Below are 18,853 nucleotides of genomic sequence, written 5' to 3' on the forward strand. Positions count from 1 at the left end.
AAGACCCGGCAGAGATAACCCCTGCCGGGTCTTGCCGTTGTCAGTGTCTTTGGGACACTTTCGCGTTCTTGCTCCGAATGATTGTGCCTGCCCTGAACATAAAGGCAGCTCAAGCTACTCCATTTCGATGTGAAAGCTTTGGTTCCCGATCTGCACGTAGAACCGATCCTCGGTACGCTGTGGCGGCACCGCAAATACAAAGCGTTCGACCTTGCCGTCAGTGTAAGTCAGGATGATTGTATTTTTCTGGATTTTATACGTCCCTTTGACCGAATCGCGGACGGATGACGCGTCGGTGCGTGCATTACCGGTATCAAGCGAAGCTAGCGAGGATTGATCACTAGTAAACGAACCGTCCGGATAAAAGGTCATGTAATTCGTCCAGGATGTTGCGTATGGCGTAATACCGACCAGACCCGTATAGCCCTGGGAGATAAATTCTCCGCCGAGCTTTGTGCCGTCTGGCAAAGGCACCACTTTGCGCATAGCTACGTCGTTAATTTCCAATTCCCCATCTTTGTTAATGGCAATCGGCAGCGGCTCTTCACCGCTGATTTGCAGCATGCCGTCCTTGATCGAGTATGACCGGCAGGTGTCCTTACTGCAGTCAATCGTTTCCGGTCCGCCTCCCTTCGGCTCGCCAACGACCACCTTTTGATCAGGCAGGAACGTGTAGAACAGCCAGCATACACCGCCGCAGCGATAGCCGGCATAGTCATACTCTCCTCCGAAATACATGCCCCGCAGCTGATTTAGTTGCACCGGGCCTCCGTTGTCTTGAACGACAGGCGGGAGTACGATGGACGGTTTAGCTTTCTCAGCTTCCTTGGCGGCTGCATGTTCGGCGTTCACTTTCGCTTGCGCTTCTTTTAACAGTTTCTCAACCTCCTCCATCGTCAAATCGAAGGAAGTCACATATTCATAGGTATATACGATAATTTCCCGATGCACGCCGTTCCAGTGAACCAAGGCGCCGGTCGATTCGCTCACGAATCGAAGCGGAACCAGCGTATGTCCCTTGACCGTCGTTGCCGGACGGTCCAGTTTCACCGACTGCCCGTTCACCTTCGCGGTTGTGCTGTTCAGTGGCAGAAGGATGGTGACTCCTTCTTTGACCGCAGATACCGTTTGATCTTTCTGGCTCCAAGTCACTTCCATGCCCAGCGCTTCAAAGAACGGGCGCATCTGGACAATGGTTGTTCCCCCTTTGATGTCCGGGTCGATGCTGAATGCAACTTGCTCGTCATTGACGAACACATCGATCGGCTTTAGGGCAGCATGGGACGTCTTCACATTCACAAAGCTAAGCAGGATCATTCCGAGCATCAACAAGCCGGCTGTGATCCACCATCTGGCTCGGGCGCTCCGGGATAATGAAAGATGCATGAGTTCACTCCTTTTCCATACATATCCACTCGATGTTAGCACAGAAGTGATCGCTGCGTAATCGCCCCAAAGTCGCGACTTCCCAAAGCCTGTTTATCCCTCCAAGGTCAGGTGTAGCCTAAGCCGAAATCACGAAACAATAGCTGCATAGCCATGCTTAAACCCGGACTAAAGTCGCTGCCTTTCTATTCGCGTTTCCCCCTGTCACTCAGTCCATACTTGGTGAATGCAGGGGAGCCGACTTCATTGAACGTTACATTTACATTTTCCAGATCCGGTAGAGAACCATCGCTGCTTCAGCACGGGTCAATGGTTCTGCTGGTGCAATCTTGCCATTCTTGCCGTTGACAATTCCGCTTCCTACAAGGGAGGCTACACTCTCCTTGGCGTAAGTGGAGATGCTTGCAGCATCGGAATAAGGAACTAGATTTCCGTTGCTGGCAGTAGGCTTACCAGCTGCCTTCAGGGCTTTCGCCGTCAGAACCATCATATCTTGGCGGGAAATGCTGCTATCAGGTTTGAATGTGTTATCTTCGAATCCGGATGCGATACCGAGCTCTTTGGCAATAGCCACGGCCTGTGCATAGTGAGCGGTTGGCTGTACATCGCTGAAGGCTGCCGTGCTCGTGCCCGATCCTTTCAATTCAAGTGCTCTGACAAGCAAGACGATAAAGTCTGCTCTCGTGATGGAAGCCGCAGGAGCGAAGCTGTCTTCCGTGATTCCTTTAATAATATCGCGTGCAGCCATCGCTTCGACTGCTTGTTTTGCCCACTGCACATGTTGCACATCGGCAAAAGACTTGGTTACATAGGCAACAGCATAGGTGCTGAATTGCGTTGTTATGAACACAACCGAGCCGGACTTGGCATCATATCGTCCGTTTGGTATCGCTGTTGCCTGTCCTTGATTGTCAATATTAAGAACCACGATTTGATCTGTATTGACAAGCTCCTGTGCAGCCGGGTCGTATGGAACCGATACCGTTACAGGCGCCGCAGGGTTGTTCCAGGCCAGAACACGCTCTCCGGCTTTTACGCTTAGATCGATCACCGGACGGCTGCCCACTTTAGCGCGAACATCTGCACTCAAGCGATCTGCCGGGACTTTGTTAATCTGAATAGAGACTTGGTCTGCTAGTTCCGTGATATTAGACAGCATGTTGGACGGAATGTGAAGTGCTGCATGTTCTGTCTTAAGCATAAACTCCACCTTATCGCTGCTCTGCAGGCTTGAGGCCGGGAACTGCACAACATAGGATTGTACATTTGTTTGCTTCGGCACTTCGATGGCTATCTGTTTCCTGCCATTGGCATCCGGGGAAGCTTGTGCAATAGCCTTATTCAGGCTCTCGCTCGAAATGGTTGCTGTGGCTGTCCCCTCTTCGACTTTAATATCCGGCACAATCACGGAGTCGTTTCCTGGAAGCTGTGGTTGAGGCTGAGGCGTAGTCCCTGAGCCCGATCCGCCACTGCCGCCGCCATGGTTACCTCCATTGTTGTTGCCTCCGCCGTTGTTGCCGCCGGAAGAAGGTTTGCCAGTCAGCGTCAATTCACCGAATACGGAAGTATCCTGGTAGCCTTGACCGGATGGATCGTTCCATGCGTTCACACTGATTCTGTTGCCGTCTTTGGCATCATTAATCTGTGCATCAAAACCGATGATGACATTGTTCGCAGGCTTCACCTTTTTGAACGGAATTTTCATCTCTACCGTGTAGTTGGTACCGGCCACGGAGACTTTGGATTCAAATCCTGCGGCGATATGCTCCGGATTAAAGGAAGCCTCGTTCTCGAAGTTCACTCTGTATTGCCCATCATCGTCTTGGAAGCTCGCCGTTTTTCCGTTATTTTCATCGACGAATACTTCAACGGAGTCTTGCTCCCACGGATTCGGGTTGGTTTTGTTCAGTTGATCGTCTCTGACTTGAACGAGCACATACAGATTGTCGTCATCCCACAGTGCTCTTGCTGTTCCTGTGGCACCTGACCACGCCATTTGCTTCGTATCCAGTTTCAATTCAGGAGCTTTGCTCCATATGCTGTCTACAGCACCATCAATGGACGGTGTCCCATAGTGCGCGCTTGATTTCTTGTATTCAAGCTCTTCGGGCGGATTTTCCCTCAGGTACTTTTCAGGATCAGCGACCCCGTAGAATGCTTCTTTGGCTTGAAAATCCTTATCGAACAAGGTTGGATTCTGCTCGGCTCTCCAGCTGGTGCCATCACTTAACCCCCAGAAGGTAACACGCGGAATATGCTCGCTGTTCTTCTTGTAGAGATCCATCAACTGGGCATACAAGTAGGCCTGCTGCTTCGCTTCTTTTTCAGTGATGACAGAGTTGGTGCCTGCCATGATATCCAATTCGGTCACGCTGACTTCCACACCCAAGGAAATGAAACGTTCGAGCGACATCCTGACATTGTCCAATCTCGTGCCCAGATTGTAGTGGGCCTGCATGCCGATGCCGTCAATCAGTTTCTCGCCAGGATGTTTTGCGGCGTACTTCTCATTGATCTCCTTCACCATGCTGTAGATGGCTGTAGATTTATTCTGGTTGTCATCGTTGTAGTCATTGTAGTATAGCTTGATATCCCAGCCGTTATCGTCGATGACTTCTTTGGCCGCAAGGAATGCCTCTTCAATAAATTCAGGGCCGATGGCTTGCAACCAGCCTGAATTACGCAAGGCATTTTTCCAGTCCTCCGGATTAGGCGGGTTATCGTTCATGGCTTCGTTAACAACGTCCCAGGAAATGACTTGGTCACCAAAGTGCTCAACGACCGTTTTCACATGCGTTCTCAGATTGGCCAGTGCTTCATCACGGCTCAATGGTTGACCGTTCGCTGCAGTATGAAGCCAGGTAGGTGACTGCGCATGCCATACAAGCACGTGACCGTGCAAATCAAAGCCTGCATCTTGCACTTTCTGGACAAGGGCATCTTCTGCCGTGAAATCAAATTGTCTGTCTGTGCCATAGGCATAATCCGGCTTCATGTCATTCTCAAACGTAACGACATTGTAGTGCTTCTTCAGAAGCTTGAGCCTTGTCTCGTCAAAGGAAGACGGATTAACAATGTTGCCGATCAGGAAATCATCCTTGTAAACATCCTTGAGGTTAGGCAAATTTTCTTGAATCGGAGGCCCGGAAGCTACAGGGCCCAAATATTTCAGGACAAAGTCATCCAAGAAGAAGGTCCGGTTTCCGCCGTCGTTGTTTGCCGTTTCAATGTAAGCGTTGAGTACGCTTGGAGTTGTCGTGAGTGTATACTTACCTGTCAGGTGTACCCATTCTTGATCTGTAACAGTTGCATTTTGTGACACGTTTGCAAAGCCGCTATCCGCATATTGAACACTGATACGAAGCGTGGTAGGCGCTTGGCCAGGTGCCATTTTCACCCAAGCGGACAGCTCATATTCGTGATTCTTTGCCATTTTTCCAGCTGCATCAACCAAAGCTCCATCATATTGTGCCGTAGTTGTCACAAGCAAGCTTTGTGTGCCGCCAGGTGTATGATTATCGTCTTGGGAAAGGACTACCGTTTCACGGCCGTTCCGTGCTTTGAATCCATCCAGACCATTCTCAAAGTCTGCAGATATGCCCGTTTGATCAACAATCTCCGGTTCCGTTTGTCCAGGTGTCACATCGGTGATGATGACTTCATCAATGTAAATATCTGAGGTTAACACATTGCCCGACGGTTCAACATAAATGATGAACTCATTCGTTCTAGAAGGAACTTCATAGCCCTTGGTTTCAAACAGCGTCCAGTCGGAAGCGGTTACAAGCCTGTTGCCTATAAGCCAAGGGTACTTCTGGTCATCGGCTAATATTTCAGAGTCCACCTTGGAAGCCAGATGGAACTCGCCTTCACCCGAACCGAGTCTCACCTTGAGCGAAATATCATACTTCCGGTCGGATTTCATCTTGTCCGTAAGCACGAGAGCTGGAACTGCCTTCTCATCCGCACGGTTAAAGAACTTCAGAGATTTCGTACCCTCGGAGGCTACATCGTCAACGACCGCAGTATCCCCGTTCGAACCCCAAGACAGCTTGCTCCAGCCTCCGGTATTTCCGTCTTCAAAGCTTTGGTTAAGGACTACAGTGGGCTCGACAGGTGTTTCTACTTGGGTGATCGTGATATCCCCGATATAGAAGTCGACCTCCTTCCCAGCATCATCAGACTTGATTCGCAGAGCTGTATTGACGACACTGGTAACGGTGAGATCTGCAGACAGTAAAATACCTTCTCCTGCTTTAAAGTCTGAAGAGCCGATCCCTCGGTATGCCTCCGAGCCAGCGATTCCCTTGTTAGTTACAATTTCAAGGACAGCTTTCCCTGCTGCAGGGGCGTCAGGATCTTCGTCAACATAAACGGAAGCGGTTACATTGTATTCTTTGTCCAACTCCAAACCAAGGTCATCGAAGGCAAAGTCCACGCCGTCCCAGTTATTGGACCGGTTACTAACTCTTAAAGCAGCTCCATCATCATTGCCGCCAAATGGCTTGCCTGTTACTGCGTCCAGCTGGGCACCGCCTGATTGCGTTGCCTTGCCCTGGCCATTCTGGAATGTTTCTTGATATACGATTTGTGAGTTAGATCCCACTGGATCTACAGCGTTGATTGCCGGAGCAATCCAACCGACCGGAAGAAGCAGAGCCGCTGCGAGCACCCCCGAAACGACCCGCTTAAATGATTTCCTCATTCGAAGCATTCACCCCACACTAATTTTTTAGAAGTCATGTAAAAGCGCTTACATAATTTACTGTAACCAGCCTCCTTTCCCCCCAGATAATACCACTTCATGAAAGAGAAATCTTACTCCAAACTAAAGGTGAAGCCTAGTTTTTTACAGAACTATTCCAAGTCTGATACGCGGGCGGACATGCTCTCCGTCCCCCTGATCAGGCCGCGGCAGATAAATCAATTCGGAAATCCTTATCGAATAAGAAGCAGACTGCAAAAAAGACGCTGGGTTCATTCTTTCCCAGCGTCTTTCATTTCTTCGAACGTGTTACTGTTCTTTGCGTACAACCTTGCAGACGTTTACTCTTTTTTAGTGCTTTGCTTTATTCCCTTACCAACAACGCCACACTCTCTACGTGTGTTGAGTAGACAGTGACCACAAACATGTACGTGTCTAAAGGAATGTGTTTTGGATAAAGATTCCCACTCCCTAAATTCGTTGTTGAAACTATGATTATTTTTATGAAATTTTCTTAGTATTAGGATTAAGCTGGGATAATGATTATCGTGATAAACTTCTCTTATTAGTTTTCGTAAAGATTAAATGAGTTACCATCAACATATCCAATATAAGTGTAGGATATAACTGATACTCCTACACCTGAGAAACTATCAGCAAAGTTAAGCGAAACATAGTTAGAGTCATTTTCGTGTTTAGGATAAGTCTTTTCAAAGATTTTACCGAATCCATCAGTACCTATGGCACCATAAGCAGTAATCCTTGCTTCCACTCCAAGACTTTTACGTTTACTGAGGTCAGAAGTCTGGACATTAATAAAACCCTCAAAAGATCCTCCAAAAAAACCTATGTCACCTTTATAGTAACCAAATCCTTCTGCGTTACCCATTGAACCACTAAAGGTTACATGACTACGTCCCATAGGCTGCGCACTATTTTCAGAAGGTGAACCAATATGCTCCTTTACAAACCTCGCATCTTCCTCACTGAACTCTTCCCTGACCTCATAACGAGCATTAATTTCATCCAATTTTTCTCGAATTTGAATATCAGATAATCCTTCTTCTGGTGCTGCAAATGTCATACCTAATCCGCTAATAGTAAGCCCTAAAACAAGTAATGGTGTCAAAACTAGTCTCACGATTTTCTTTAACATCGTAAATCCTCCCTTGTATTAATTGTGGTTCTATTAATATAAACAATCAATAAATTGAAAAGTTATACAAAATATCAAAAAAGTTCTCTAAATGAACCAAACTTTATTTGATACCAATGTGTTTTTATATGTAGGGACTCAGAAAATCTTAATTGGGAGGAGAAGCAATGCAAGAAAAAAGCAAATCAATTATTCTAATTGGAATCTTAATTTGTCTTATAATGATCGCTCTTAAGCCAGGCCCCTCATTTAATAATAATGCTCCTGATTCTCCATCATACGCCAGCAAGTTAGTTGTCCAGTTAGCCGAGAACAGAATAGCTATAGTTGAAACAGAACCTAATTCTGGACTGAGTGGAGAAGTAATTGTTTTGGAGTTCAATGAGAATAGAAAGACCTTTGATCCTATTGGAAGATATAATTATCTTGACTTTTTTAGAAATCCTGAAAAATACAATTTCTGAAAAAAATGAATCTTTAAAAGACGGGACTGACCCCTGTTTGTGAGACAGGGATCAAAACACCTTTCAAGTTCTAAGCAGCCAGTTGCCGGAAATGAACCGGCGACTGGTTATTTAGTTTTGTTTGAATGCGAATTGAGTTATAGTAAGTAATGTAGTCTTGAACGGTTTGTTCGACGATTGCCGTCGTCGTACAAGTTAAACCTTCGAGATAGAACGTTTCAGACTTTAGCGTGGAATGAAACGATTCGATGGGGGCATTATCAGCGGGTGTACCCTTGCGGGACATGCTCATGGTAATGCCTTTTCCCTTTACAGCTTCTTGATACGCCACGCTGCCCTGGTCGCTATGGAGCACCGTGCCTGGCAGATCGGGTAACTGGCCCAGTGTGTCCAGCACGAATGCCGTGTCTTGCTGTCAGCTATACTGTAGGCCACAATCTCTCCATTAAACAAGTCCAAAATACTCGACAGGTATAACGTTTTTCCGCCAAACGGCAAATACGTAATATCTGTAGTTTTTGCATGGGGGCATCGGCCTCGAATTGACGCTTTAACAGGTGTTCTGCGATGTAGGCTGGTTGCCCCGTAGGTTTGCGTTTCTTCACTTTAACACGGCATTGCAGCCCCTCGTTCTGCATAATCCGCTGTACACGTTTGTGGTTAATCCTGTGCTCTCTCCGAAGCATTCCATGATCTTTCGAGTTCACGAATTTTCTCCACCATGTGATCTTTGTAGCTACTCCATAGGCGGCTTTCCAGCGACAGTAAGTGGCACGAGGAATTCCGATCCATGCACACGCTTGGCTCACACTGACGTCCCCTCGAATGGACTCCACCCACTCTACTACAATCTTCGGGCACACCTCCTTTCCATTTCCCTGTACTTTTTTAGCAGATCTAATTGTTGCTTCAAAAACCGATTCTCAGCCTTTACTTTCTCCATTTCTGAAGTATATTCAGGCCCTTTGCCCGTAGCCATACTGTTTACCCACAGGCTGCTCTAACCGATTCCATTCTCCCTTACGGTACCATCTCATCCAGGTTTCCACTTGTGTCTTATTTCGTATATTCAGTTGTTCCATGACTTCTTTTACGGGAATGCCAGCTAATCTCATTTCGATGGCTTTCATCTTCACTTCTATCGGGTAGCTTACTCTAGTTGCCAACGCAAAAACACCTCCAAGGTTGCCTCCATATCTTACGACATGGCTGCATTCTCTTGAAGGTGTTTTAATTTGTCTCACGCTATGGGGTCAGTCCCCAACGACTTTTTTAACTAATGCGTTTATTGTTATTTAATCTTTTAATTTTATGAAACCTTGAGAGCCTACTCCTCCAACTACTTCAATGCTGCCTTGTTCTTCAAGCCTTCTCAAAAGTGCTTTTAATTCTCTCATCGATATATCAAGCTTTTGGTTGTATATAGCTTCCCACAGTACTTGTATATGCACGACTCTTTTTTTAGATTGCAATGACTTAATAGTACTTAATAATGCATTTGGACCTAAAACTGTAATCGAGCTGAAAAAATTGTTTTTACTCTTAATTTTCTCCAATTCTTGTATTGTCTTATCTTTAGCATCAACAATTCTTTGAGGGGCTTCTGGTCCATCCCCCTGGTTCCCCTTAATTTTGAATTCGAGGTCATTTATGGCCTTTTGAACATCATGTTTTATCTCATCCACTTCTCTTAATTTCTCATCATTGTATTTTTCCAAAGTTTCGCTAACCTTCTGCAAGCTATTTATGTTATGAATCAATTCATTAATCTTACCAGTCAAATCTGCCGTTTGGTTAGAGTTGTCTGAAGACTGAAAGAAAAGAGTATAGCTATAATAGCTAGTGCAATGGAAGAAAGTGTTGAAGCAAAAGATAGTTTAGAATTAGCCAATGACGGATTGTCTGTATAGAGGGTGATTAAAAAGATAATCGAGAATATTAACATCAAAATCCAATAAGTAAGATCTTTTCTGTCCGGAAACTGTTTCCTTTTCAAATTAATGTTAACCCCCACTTTTTAATCTTTTCTTCATTTTGCCATAATTCAAGCTACCCTACAAGAAATAAACTACTTGCTTTGTTGTCTGCAATTTTCTTTTCTGATCTTTCTAGCATCGTCTGAACTGCGCTTTTGGTAATACCCATCTCAAGAGCCACCTGCCGCAAACTGAAGCAAAGACCAAAATGTAGAATGTAAGCTTGCTTCTCTCTCGCTTAATGTAGAAAGTGCATCCTCAATCTGAAACCGTTCAAACTCTGACAATGTTGTAGGGCTTCCGCAAGCTGCTGGCTGGGCGTATGATTGCATTCGCAGTGGATCGAAAGAAATTTCTCCTTATCTTCCTGATCGTCGGTGTATACCCCGTTTAGGGCCCGGATTACGACCTTTTTAATCCAATCAATTGCAAACTGAACATCGGATAACATACTGTTCAGCAGTTTCATTTCTACTTCATCAGTCACTTTGCTTTTTACGCTCATAAGTGTGGCTCTTGTTTTCTTATATTCCAGCAATAAATATCATTCAAAGCTTTCACCCCTCCAGACAATTTTTCTATCAGGCTTGCTTTGGAAACAATTCAGTTATTCTCATTCTTCGCTGAACTAATCTTCTTCGTTCCTTATTTTCATATAATTGGCTACACAATTTGTTGTACTTCGACATCGCCAATTCATATTTCTGATGGGCAGGGCCGATCTGCTCAAGGTACTCAGCGCCTTTGATTATATTTTCTCGCAATCGATTCTCATGATATTGAACAAGTTCATTGAATAATCCCTCGAAATGATCGTATATTTCTCCCCTCGTATTAGCTTCACAAACCCTGCTTAAAAAGTTCAAATAAGTATCAGGCTCCATTTCGCCTTTTTGATAAGCTGCCTCAACTTGCCGAATCAGCATATCTTGATATCGCGCTATAAGTTGTTCATTATCCTCGGCGTAATTCAGTGATACGCTGTGTGGTTCGGTCATAATGCAATTCCACCTTTCCGCATTTTCCGTTACGCTGCTTGGTAAAATTGACTTCCAGAATGTTTTGTTTCTCACTATTCGGATCGTAATATCCCGGTACAGAAGGGCTATAACATCGGCGTTCGTTTCTATACCTGTACTCCCCGATAAGTCTGCATTACCAGGACGTTTATCTTTGCGATCCTCTACGCCACGCACCACTTGGGACAACCCCATCACATGACAATCACATTCCTTTGCTGCTGCCCGAAGTTTCCGGCATACCCTCGCCAGTGCGCTGCCACCGTTATCGTTGATCTCGCCTTGTTCTTTAACATCCTGCAAGTAGTCCACTACTACGAAATCAAGCCCCTGTGTTCGTTTAAGTCTTCGCATTTCGTCCGCGATATAGTCTGCGGAAACCGCCCTCGTAGCGTCTATATAGAGCTTCTTTAGCTCGTCTTTGTACTTTTGCATGTTCTGGTAATGATTCGGAGCCAACCTTCCCGTTCTAAACAGTTCGAAATTAACCTGCATCAAATTGGACATCATCCGAAAGTATAACTGTTGTTTGGACATTTCGAGGGAGAACATAGCGCACTTATAACCGTTGCTTAGGCGTAGAAACATTTCAATTACGAACACAGTCTTCCCCATACTAGTCCGTGCTCCTACTACTGAAAAATCCTTCCTGTGCCAGCCCGTTGTCATTCCATCAATCGTGCTCATGCCGGTTAATAGTCCGAATGCTAAGGCGGGATCCTGGGCAACCTTTCATTACGTAGTCAACCCACTCTTCTACATCGCGTTCAGGGTCGCTGCTATCCTTACTTCCACTAGTGTTCAACTCAAAAACGGACTTTTGCAAACTCCGTAACATTTCGTCGGGGTCTTCACCCATAACGGCTGTGTCTACCACCTTCCGTGATATTTCCAGAAGCTTTTGTCGCAACAGATTCTTCTTCATCAAAGAACCCAAGACTAAAAATTCTAAACGCAAAGTTGCGCTGCCGGCTTCTGTTCTTGAGGAACTGAGGGAATATTACGCCTATAGAGTTAAAGAAAGAGACAAGCTTGGTGATGCATGGAATGGAAGAGATATTGAAGGCAGGGAATGGAACTTCGTCTTCTCACATCCGGACGGAACACCGTTTCACCATGAGCGTCCATATCTTTGGTTTAGACAGTTCATAATGAAAAATGGATTACGATATATTCGCTTCCACGATTTACGCCATACATCGGCTACGTTGCTGATTAATCAAGGAGTTCATGCTAAGATTATTTCAGAACGGCTAGGACATGGAAATATAACGACAACTATGAACATACACGGCCATGCTTTACGATCCGCTGACCAAGCAGCGGCCGATAAATTGGATTCACTGTTTTCCACACGTAAAGAAAAGAATAGCAAAAAGACACTCGGTTAATTTTGCTGAGTGTCTATTTTTGTGTAGAAATTATCACTATTTATTGGAGATTAACATGAAGTTTCACATCAAATTTCACATCATTTGCTTATACCCTCACCTGTTATATTCAGAACCAACAATCGGTTACACATCTAAAACCCTTGATATAAAAGGGGTTTTCGATCTGTATTATTCTCGAACGAGTAACGCAACACTCTCCACATGCACCGTATGTGGGAACATATCCACCGGCTGCACCTCGACGGTGCGGTAGCCGCCGTCTTCCAGAATCCGCAAATCGCGGGCCAGCGTTGAAGGGTTGCAGCTTACATACACGACCCGCTCCGGCTTCATCTGCAGGATCGTGTCCAGCAGGCGAGGGTCGCAGCCCTTGCGCGGGGGATCGACGACGATGACGTCGGCCTCGATGCCCTGCTCTTTCCACTTCGGAATGACATCCTCAGAGGCGCCGACCGCAAACTCGACATGATCCATCCCGTTCAATCTCGCATTGGCGCGGGCGTCCTCGATGGCTTCTTTTACAATTTCAACGCCATATACCTTCTTGGCATGCTGGGCCAGGAACAGCGAGATCGTGCCAATGCCGCAGTAGGCATCGATGACCGTCTCGTTGCCGGTCAGTCCGGCGTACTCCACCGTTTTGCTGTACAGGACCTCCGTCTGAACCGGATTCACTTGGTAGAAAGATCGGGCCGAAATCGCAAACTTCACATCCCCAATATAGTCATGAATGACTTCGCTTCCCCATAATACACGGGTAACATCGCCGAAGATGACATTCGTCTTGCGCGTATTCACATTCTGGCAGATGCTGACGACAGCAGGAAGCTCCTTGCGGATAGCTGTGATCCATTCATCCACATGCGGAATCCGGTCCCCGTTCGTCACAAGGACAATCATCATCTCCTGTGTGGCAAATCCGATCTTCACCACCACATGGCGCAGCAGCCCCTGCCCGGTCTCCTCATCATATGCGGTAATGCCAAGACGTCGGCCCAGCTCCTTAATGCGGCTCACCACTTCGTCATTGTGCTCATGCTGAATGAGGCAGGCTTCCATATCGATAATGCGATGACTGCCTCTGGCATAGAAACCGCCGACAAGGCCGCCCTCCGTTACACCGATCGGAACCTGCGACTTATTGCGATAGCGCCACGGGTTGCTCATGCCAAGCGTCGGAAGAACCCGAATGCCGTCCCTTGGATCTTCTGTGGATTGAGCCCCGGCTGTCAAACTTCCTGTGGCATTCTCTCCTGCGGAGAGTTTCCCTGTGGCTTGACTCCCGGTCACTGATCCCTCTGCCGATTGGCCTACGCCTACCACTGCCTGATCCAAGCTAGCGGAATCGCCCCGTCCAGCAGCTTCCCCTGCCAAGAGTTCTGCCTGTTCCCCCCCTTCTGCCTCACCTGATACCTGCGGCTCCCGAAGCACCGTCAGCTTCCCGACCCGCTCCAGGTTGTCCACCACCAGCTGGCGCTTCCAGTCAAGCTGTGCGGTGTAGTCCATATGCTGCAGCTGGCATCCGCCGCATTGGTCATAGATCGGGCATGGGGCAGCGATCCGGCTTGGGCTCGTTTCGACCAGCTCCAGCAGTTTCGCGTAACCATACTGTTTCTTGGTCTTGAGTACTTTGACACGGACCTTCTCTCCCGGCAGTGCTCCCTGCACGAACAAGGTATAGCCGTCGGCGCGGCCCACGCCTTCTCCGTCATGATTCATTCCGATAATATCGATGACCACTTCATCGTTCTTCGCAACCGGCAGTCCGGCAAGCGCTGCCGATGCTGCTGATGGGCTGCCGGGGCGCGCTTTGCGTCCACTGCGGTTTTTGTTCATAATGGATTGTCACTTCTTTCATTTAACTTGTTCATATGTTGCCTATTCATCACGGCATGATATATGATCGCCCGAACGCGCGGGCTGTCGCTTATTCTATCGATACACTTGTTCTATCAGTACACTTGTTCTATCAGTACCGTTATTCTATCGAACGGCCTCATATGGCCGCTGCTTTCCACTCTCACAACTGACACCCATGAACCTGGCCTTCCGGTTACACTCTCACACCATATAACCAGCATAGCCAGATCCCGTCAAAATAAAAAGCTCCCTCAAGGGAGCCTTGCCACTACACTACTCTCCGTCCATCATTATACGGGAGCGGTGTTCCATATTCAATCCATTGCGGGCGGTCCGGATTACCCTTGCCGCCAGTGCAATTTTCAACCTACCGCTCATACTGCCGTCCGCCATCGCAATCTTCCACGACTGAACGTCCACCATGCATGCGGCAACTTCCAAGTTCACCCTCACGTATCATCATGCAAAAATACGCAGATGCTGCGGCAGAATGCGGAACGTGCCGGGCAGCACACCGCCAAACTCGCCGTCCAGGTTCAGCTGAACCTGTCCCGGAGAGACCACCTCCATATAGTCGGTGCGGAAGTGAACCACCTTCTTGTCATGCACATGCTCACCGCGCAGGGCGAGTGTAGCCACGCGGACGAACTCGGCCAAATTGCATTTGCGCAGCGCGATGACATCGAACAAGCCATCGTCGATGCTGGCTCCCGGAGCCAGCTTCTCGAAGCCGCCGACCGAGTTGCTGTTGGCGATGAGAAACAGCATGAATTCATCATGAATCGGCATATGGCCGTTGGCCTGAATCATGAGCTCCTGCGGCGCCAGGCTGACCATTTTCTCGATTCCCTTCAAATAATAAGCCAGCTGTCCGATCATCGTCTTCAGCCTGCTTGGAACCTCATAGGTCAGCTCGGTCAGCGTGCCGCCTCCGGCAATATTGATAAAATAGCGATCATTGGCCTTCCCGACATCAATCGCCCGCGTCTGGTTTCGGATCACCAGGTCACAGTATTCCTCCCAGTTCTTCGAAATGCCAAGCGCACGTGCAAAGTCGTTGGTCGTTCCTACAGGGAAGATCCCGAGCGGAGGCAAGTTATCCTTGCCCGCCATCCCGTTGATGACCTCGTTCAGCGTCCCGTCACCGCCCGCAGCGATGACAAGATCATAGCCTCGCTCTACCGCCTCGGCTGCCTCGCGCGTCGCGTCGCCCTCCCCCGTTGTTGCATGGCAGGAGGCCTCGATACCCGCACCATCCAGCCGATCCAGAATGTCGGCCAGCCTACGCTTCATTTCCTCCCGCCCGGAGGTCGGGTTATATATCAATCTTGCATTTCTCATCAAGGATACGCCACCTATTTACAAATTCAAGGATTGCAGAAGATGGACCGCCTGAGACTCCATCCACTGCGTAAGCAGCGGGTGAGGAAGCAGCGTGTGACCCGAATAGCGGCAATTAAGACCCGCGAGCCGCTCCGGTATCACCTTCTCCGTAAAGTACCCCTCACTTAAAAAAAGCGGAGCCACGATGACATCGCAGCCGCGCTCCTTCCAAAGAATGGCCTTATCCCGGACATCGCCGGGACTTAGCAGAGCATAATCCGCGTTGGTACCACTTATTTCGCTAACACGCCGGCCGAGCGAGGACATGCCCTGTTCCCAGCGTCGGCGAAAACTGTCATGCCTGCTGCCGTGACCGATAAGGAGCACAACCTCCTTCTCCGGCTGAACCGACAGCGCTTTAACTTTATCCCATACCATCAGGGCAACGTCCGGATCATCGTCCATCGGTGTGCCAAAATGAACACGAGCCTGAACCTGAAACAGGTCAAGCTCCGTCTCCAGCTCGGGAACGTCCTTCGCGCCGATCGCGTAGGCTATTTCATCCACATGTGTGCTTCCTGCCGATACAAACAGCGGAATGACCAGCAGATCGGTAACGCCCTTAGACTCCAGCGCGGTAATGCCATCTTGAATCAGTCGCCCTTCCACCAGCTCAAGATAGGAGGAATAGACCGGCATATCGAGCCGGGCTGCCAGCTTCCCGACAGCTTCGTCCACCAGCGACACCCACTTCGGCTCACGCGAGCCGTGACTGATAACCAGTACCCCCGGCTTGATGGTGCTCATTAGCGGCCTAGACGCTCCAACGTCATTTTATACCCGTCGTTCCCGTAGTTCAAACAGCGCTTCACACGCGAAATGGTGGCCGTGCTGGCTCCGGTTTCTGCTTCAATCTGGTTGTATGTGCAACCCTTGCCCAGCATCCGCGCCACCTCTAACCGCTGGGACAGGGACTGGATTTCGTTAACGGTGCAGAGATCATCGAAAAATATGTAGCATTCCTCGATATTTTTCAGCGTCAAAATCGCCTCGAATAATTGATCAATACTTTTATCATTTAACTTCTTCAACTGCACTGGATGATCATCCCCTATTGTTACTGTGTATAACACTCGCATACTCATTGTACCCGAGCGGATACAGTCTTTTCAAGCATTAACGATTTCACGCACTGCAGGACTCCACCCGGCCAGGCAACCGCATCTCGAATCCGGCCGCCAAGGCGCATCCTGCTTCTGCCTTCATCCCCCGCAGTCCCTATAGGCGCTCGCCCGATTCAGCTCCTATCCCGCCAATTCGGGCATACGCCTAAACCCATTGTAGGCATTCATCATACAGTATAGTATCAATCAAAAAAGGAAAGTGATATCATGTCTGGTCATTCGCACTATTATCACCGACGGTCTGCTTCCACACGATCGCTCAATGAATCACTGCCATCCGAAACACCGCCATCGACGCCTTACCCGGGCATCTCTCCATACAGCGAATATCCCGAAGTAGGAGCCTCCTCGGTGTATCCTTACACCGATATTCCGGCGAGTGCCTCACCGGTTCCGGGAGCGGATACAGCCATGAACACAGCGGCTTTGGCTCCCGACAGCAGCTCGGGTGGACTGTCCAGCCTGTTCGGGGGAGGCAGCGGCAGCGGTGGCAGCGGCGGGCTGCTGTCCGGTCTTGGCATCAACAACATGAATGATGTCAAAGGCCTCATCGACCGGATGGGCGGCATTGACGGCATCATGGCTAATATCGGCAAAGTTCAGAAAATCATGCAGGGTGTGCAGCAAATGGCCCCCATGATCTCCCTGCTGACCGGTGCCCTGGGCAAAAAGAAAGCCGCAACCCCGCCTGTCGCCCATACCGATCACGACGATGATGCTATCGAGTACACGGTCCGCAGACGCCGCCGCAGATCCGGCACGAAGCGAACCGGCAGCGCTGGCAAATCCTCGGGTGCAGCAAGACGCAAACGCCGGGGATAAACGGGCCTGCCAAAAAAAGCGAAGCACGTAGCTCCTCCCATTCCCGGCAGAGAGCAGCTTCCATGTTTCCACAATGCCCGCCCTTGGCAGATGCTATACCTGCTAGGGCGGGTTTCTACCTACATACCGATTACCGGCTCCAGTTCGCGGCATCCTCTGCCGCTTCCTTGTCATCGCGGTCAATCGCTTTCAGGCGGAACCAGTACGAGCCCCGAATGCCAGACCTCAGGAGCATCGAGATGCTTCCTAATAAATACAGCACCTGCGGGATCGGCCTCGTACCCGGATAAAATAAGCATATGCTCCCGGCTACAAATAACATGCCCGTGAACAGCTCGCTGATCATCATCCCGGCCTCGTACCGATTGGTCACGGTCAGCCTGCGCTTGCGTCGTAAAGACTGCCGAATCCGGCGCAGCGCCCGCAAGCGAGGCGGCGCCTCATCATATTCGTTCCTCTGATGGCTATCCGTCTGTTTGCATGATTCTTGCTTCATCAGGCTCCCCCCTCTGGGGCCTTTACCCTTTTGCCGCCTATTTAAACCAGCCTCTGCGGACAAACAGCAGCACCATGCTGCCTGCGAGCGACAGCATCAGAAGCAGCACAAACAGGTACCCGTACCGCCACCCCAGCTCCGGCATCACCTCAAAGTTCATCCCGTAAATGCCTGCAATGAGCGTTAGCGGCATGAAGATGGTCGTAATCACGGTCAACGTTTTCATAATATTGTTCATCCGGTTGGAGTTCAGTGAGATGTAGCTGTCCCTGAGATCGGAGGTCATCTCCCGGTCAGCCTCGATCATATCAGTCAGCTTCAGCAGATGATCATAGATATCGGAAAAATAAGCATGGTGCGCGTGCTTCTCCAAATGCTGTGAGTTCACAATCCGGTACAGCAGATCGCGCATCGGCACCACCGTTCGCCGCAGCCGGAGCAGCCTCGATCTGAGGGCAAACACCTGGTTCATCATATCCTCAATCGAATCCCGTTCTTCCCCCTGGCTCTCCAGCTCACCCAGCTCGTCCTCAATCGCAAATAAGGCCGGAAAATACTGATCCACCAGCTTGTCCATAATCGTGTACGCCGTAAAACTGGGGCCAAAACGCGCCAAACTGCCGCCTCGCGCAATCGCCGTTACACGCTCCCAGGCATCGTCCATCTCCTGCAGATGATCCTGATGGAAGGATACAATGCAGGATGGGCTGAGGAAAATATCCACCTCAACCGCTTCAAGCGTATCCGGATGCAGCGCATGCAGCACAAAAAACTGCGTCTCATCATAATAGTCCAGCTTCGGCCGCTGCAAAGTATGCAGGCAATCCTCCACCGCCAGCGGATGAAAGTGGAAGTAGGCATCCAGCAAATTCGCTTCCTCCGGTGTCGGCCCGCTGAAATCGGCCCAAATCCATTCATACTCGTTCCGATCCATTTGGTCCAGCGGCAGTCCTGTGACGACTTCATGATTTTTGGTGACAGCCAGTGTACGAATCACAGTGTACGGTCTCCTTTCGGCATCGATTACACTTCATCATATCGCCAAGCAAAGAAAAAAGCCAATTCGTT

Annotated in this window: 15 protein-coding genes and 2 pseudogenes; 3 read left to right on the forward strand and 14 right to left on the reverse strand. The window is 48.8% G+C overall.

Annotated elements, in window-relative coordinates; all coding sequences use genetic code 11:
* Positions 1–114: 114 nt before the first annotated feature.
* The 3 genes from MKX64_RS05620 to MKX64_RS05630 form a co-directional block, all read right to left on the reverse strand.
* Positions 115–1,386, reverse strand: a complete 1,272-nt coding sequence (locus MKX64_RS05620) for a copper amine oxidase N-terminal domain-containing protein (protein WP_341035499.1) — start codon at positions 1,384–1,386, stop codon at positions 115–117.
* A gap of 259 nt (positions 1,387–1,645) precedes the next feature.
* Positions 1,646–6,091, reverse strand: a complete 4,446-nt coding sequence (locus tag MKX64_RS05625; protein ID WP_341035500.1) for an endo-1,4-beta-xylanase — start codon at positions 6,089–6,091, stop codon at positions 1,646–1,648.
* A 565-nt stretch (positions 6,092–6,656) separates the two neighbouring features.
* Complete coding sequence (locus MKX64_RS05630; RefSeq protein WP_155618422.1) at positions 6,657–7,247, reverse strand: hypothetical protein; 591 nt, start codon at positions 7,245–7,247, stop codon at positions 6,657–6,659.
* Positions 7,248–7,414: 167 nt separating this feature from the next.
* Here MKX64_RS05630 and MKX64_RS05635 point away from each other — a divergent pair, with 167 nt between their 5' ends.
* Positions 7,415–7,711, forward strand: coding sequence for a hypothetical protein (locus MKX64_RS05635; protein ID WP_095397717.1), 297 nt, complete (start codon positions 7,415–7,417; stop codon positions 7,709–7,711).
* Positions 7,712–7,781: 70 nt separating this feature from the next.
* Here the strand turns inward: MKX64_RS05635 and MKX64_RS05640 are convergent.
* The 4 genes and pseudogenes from MKX64_RS05640 to MKX64_RS05650 all read right to left on the reverse strand — a co-directional run bounded on the left by MKX64_RS05640 (position 7,782) and on the right by MKX64_RS05650 (position 11,393).
* Positions 7,782–8,877, reverse strand: a pseudogene (locus MKX64_RS05640) (IS3 family transposase).
* A gap of 129 nt (positions 8,878–9,006) precedes the next feature.
* Positions 9,007–9,429: a hypothetical protein gene (locus MKX64_RS05645; RefSeq protein ID WP_095397718.1), complete on the reverse strand. Its 423-nt coding sequence runs from the start codon at positions 9,427–9,429 to the stop codon at positions 9,007–9,009.
* A gap of 331 nt (positions 9,430–9,760) precedes the next feature.
* A pseudogene (locus MKX64_RS24280) lies at positions 9,761–9,910 on the reverse strand (sigma factor-like helix-turn-helix DNA-binding protein); the annotation flags it as partial.
* 358 nt (positions 9,911–10,268) lie between these two features.
* Positions 10,269–11,393, reverse strand: a complete 1,125-nt coding sequence (locus MKX64_RS05650) for a replicative DNA helicase (RefSeq protein ID WP_095397720.1) — start codon at positions 11,391–11,393, stop codon at positions 10,269–10,271.
* Positions 11,394–11,572: 179 nt separating this feature from the next.
* Here MKX64_RS05650 and MKX64_RS05655 point away from each other — a divergent pair, with 179 nt between their 5' ends.
* Positions 11,573–12,097, forward strand: coding sequence for a site-specific integrase (locus MKX64_RS05655; RefSeq protein WP_255222977.1), 525 nt, complete (start codon positions 11,573–11,575; stop codon positions 12,095–12,097).
* Between the two features lie 171 nt (positions 12,098–12,268).
* Here MKX64_RS05655 and rlmD read toward each other — a convergent pair whose 3' ends face one another.
* The 5 genes from rlmD to MKX64_RS05680 all read right to left on the reverse strand — a co-directional run bounded on the left by rlmD (position 12,269) and on the right by MKX64_RS05680 (position 16,380).
* Positions 12,269–13,936, reverse strand: coding sequence for a 23S rRNA (uracil(1939)-C(5))-methyltransferase RlmD (gene rlmD, locus MKX64_RS05660; protein WP_155618420.1), 1,668 nt, complete (start codon positions 13,934–13,936; stop codon positions 12,269–12,271).
* A 297-nt stretch (positions 13,937–14,233) separates the two neighbouring features.
* Positions 14,234–14,401, reverse strand: a complete 168-nt coding sequence (locus MKX64_RS05665; RefSeq protein WP_155618419.1) for a hypothetical protein — start codon at positions 14,399–14,401, stop codon at positions 14,234–14,236.
* 18 nt (positions 14,402–14,419) lie between these two features.
* A complete protein-coding gene (locus tag MKX64_RS05670) occupies positions 14,420–15,301 on the reverse strand; it encodes a diacylglycerol kinase (RefSeq protein WP_095265634.1) in 882 nt (293 codons plus the stop codon).
* An 18-nt stretch (positions 15,302–15,319) separates the two neighbouring features.
* Entirely contained in the window at positions 15,320–16,090 is a 771-nt protein-coding gene (locus MKX64_RS05675) for a sirohydrochlorin chelatase (RefSeq protein ID WP_155618418.1), read from the reverse strand.
* Positions 16,090–16,380, reverse strand: coding sequence for a YerC/YecD family TrpR-related protein (locus MKX64_RS05680; RefSeq protein WP_095265636.1), 291 nt, complete (start codon positions 16,378–16,380; stop codon positions 16,090–16,092). The genes MKX64_RS05675 and MKX64_RS05680 overlap by 1 nt, the downstream gene beginning before the upstream one ends.
* A 294-nt stretch (positions 16,381–16,674) precedes the next feature.
* Between MKX64_RS05680 and MKX64_RS05685 the strand changes: the two genes are divergently transcribed.
* A complete protein-coding gene (locus tag MKX64_RS05685; RefSeq protein WP_095265637.1) occupies positions 16,675–17,289 on the forward strand; it encodes a hypothetical protein in 615 nt (204 codons plus the stop codon).
* Positions 17,290–17,419: 130 nt separating this feature from the next.
* Here the strand turns inward: MKX64_RS05685 and MKX64_RS05690 are convergent, their stop codons facing one another.
* Both MKX64_RS05690 and corA read right to left on the reverse strand, forming a co-directional pair.
* Positions 17,420–17,785 (reverse strand): YrhK family protein, encoded by a 366-nt coding sequence (locus MKX64_RS05690; RefSeq protein WP_095265638.1) that lies wholly within the window; start codon positions 17,783–17,785, stop codon positions 17,420–17,422.
* Positions 17,786–17,822: 37 nt separating this feature from the next.
* Positions 17,823–18,782, reverse strand: a complete 960-nt coding sequence (corA, locus tag MKX64_RS05695) for a magnesium/cobalt transporter CorA (RefSeq protein ID WP_341035501.1) — start codon at positions 18,780–18,782, stop codon at positions 17,823–17,825.
* Positions 18,783–18,853: the final 71 nt, after the last annotated feature.

The organism is Paenibacillus sp. FSL M8-0334, from assembly GCF_038000405.1.
GTDB lineage: Bacteria > Bacillota > Bacilli > Paenibacillales > Paenibacillaceae > Paenibacillus_AQ > Paenibacillus_AQ campinasensis.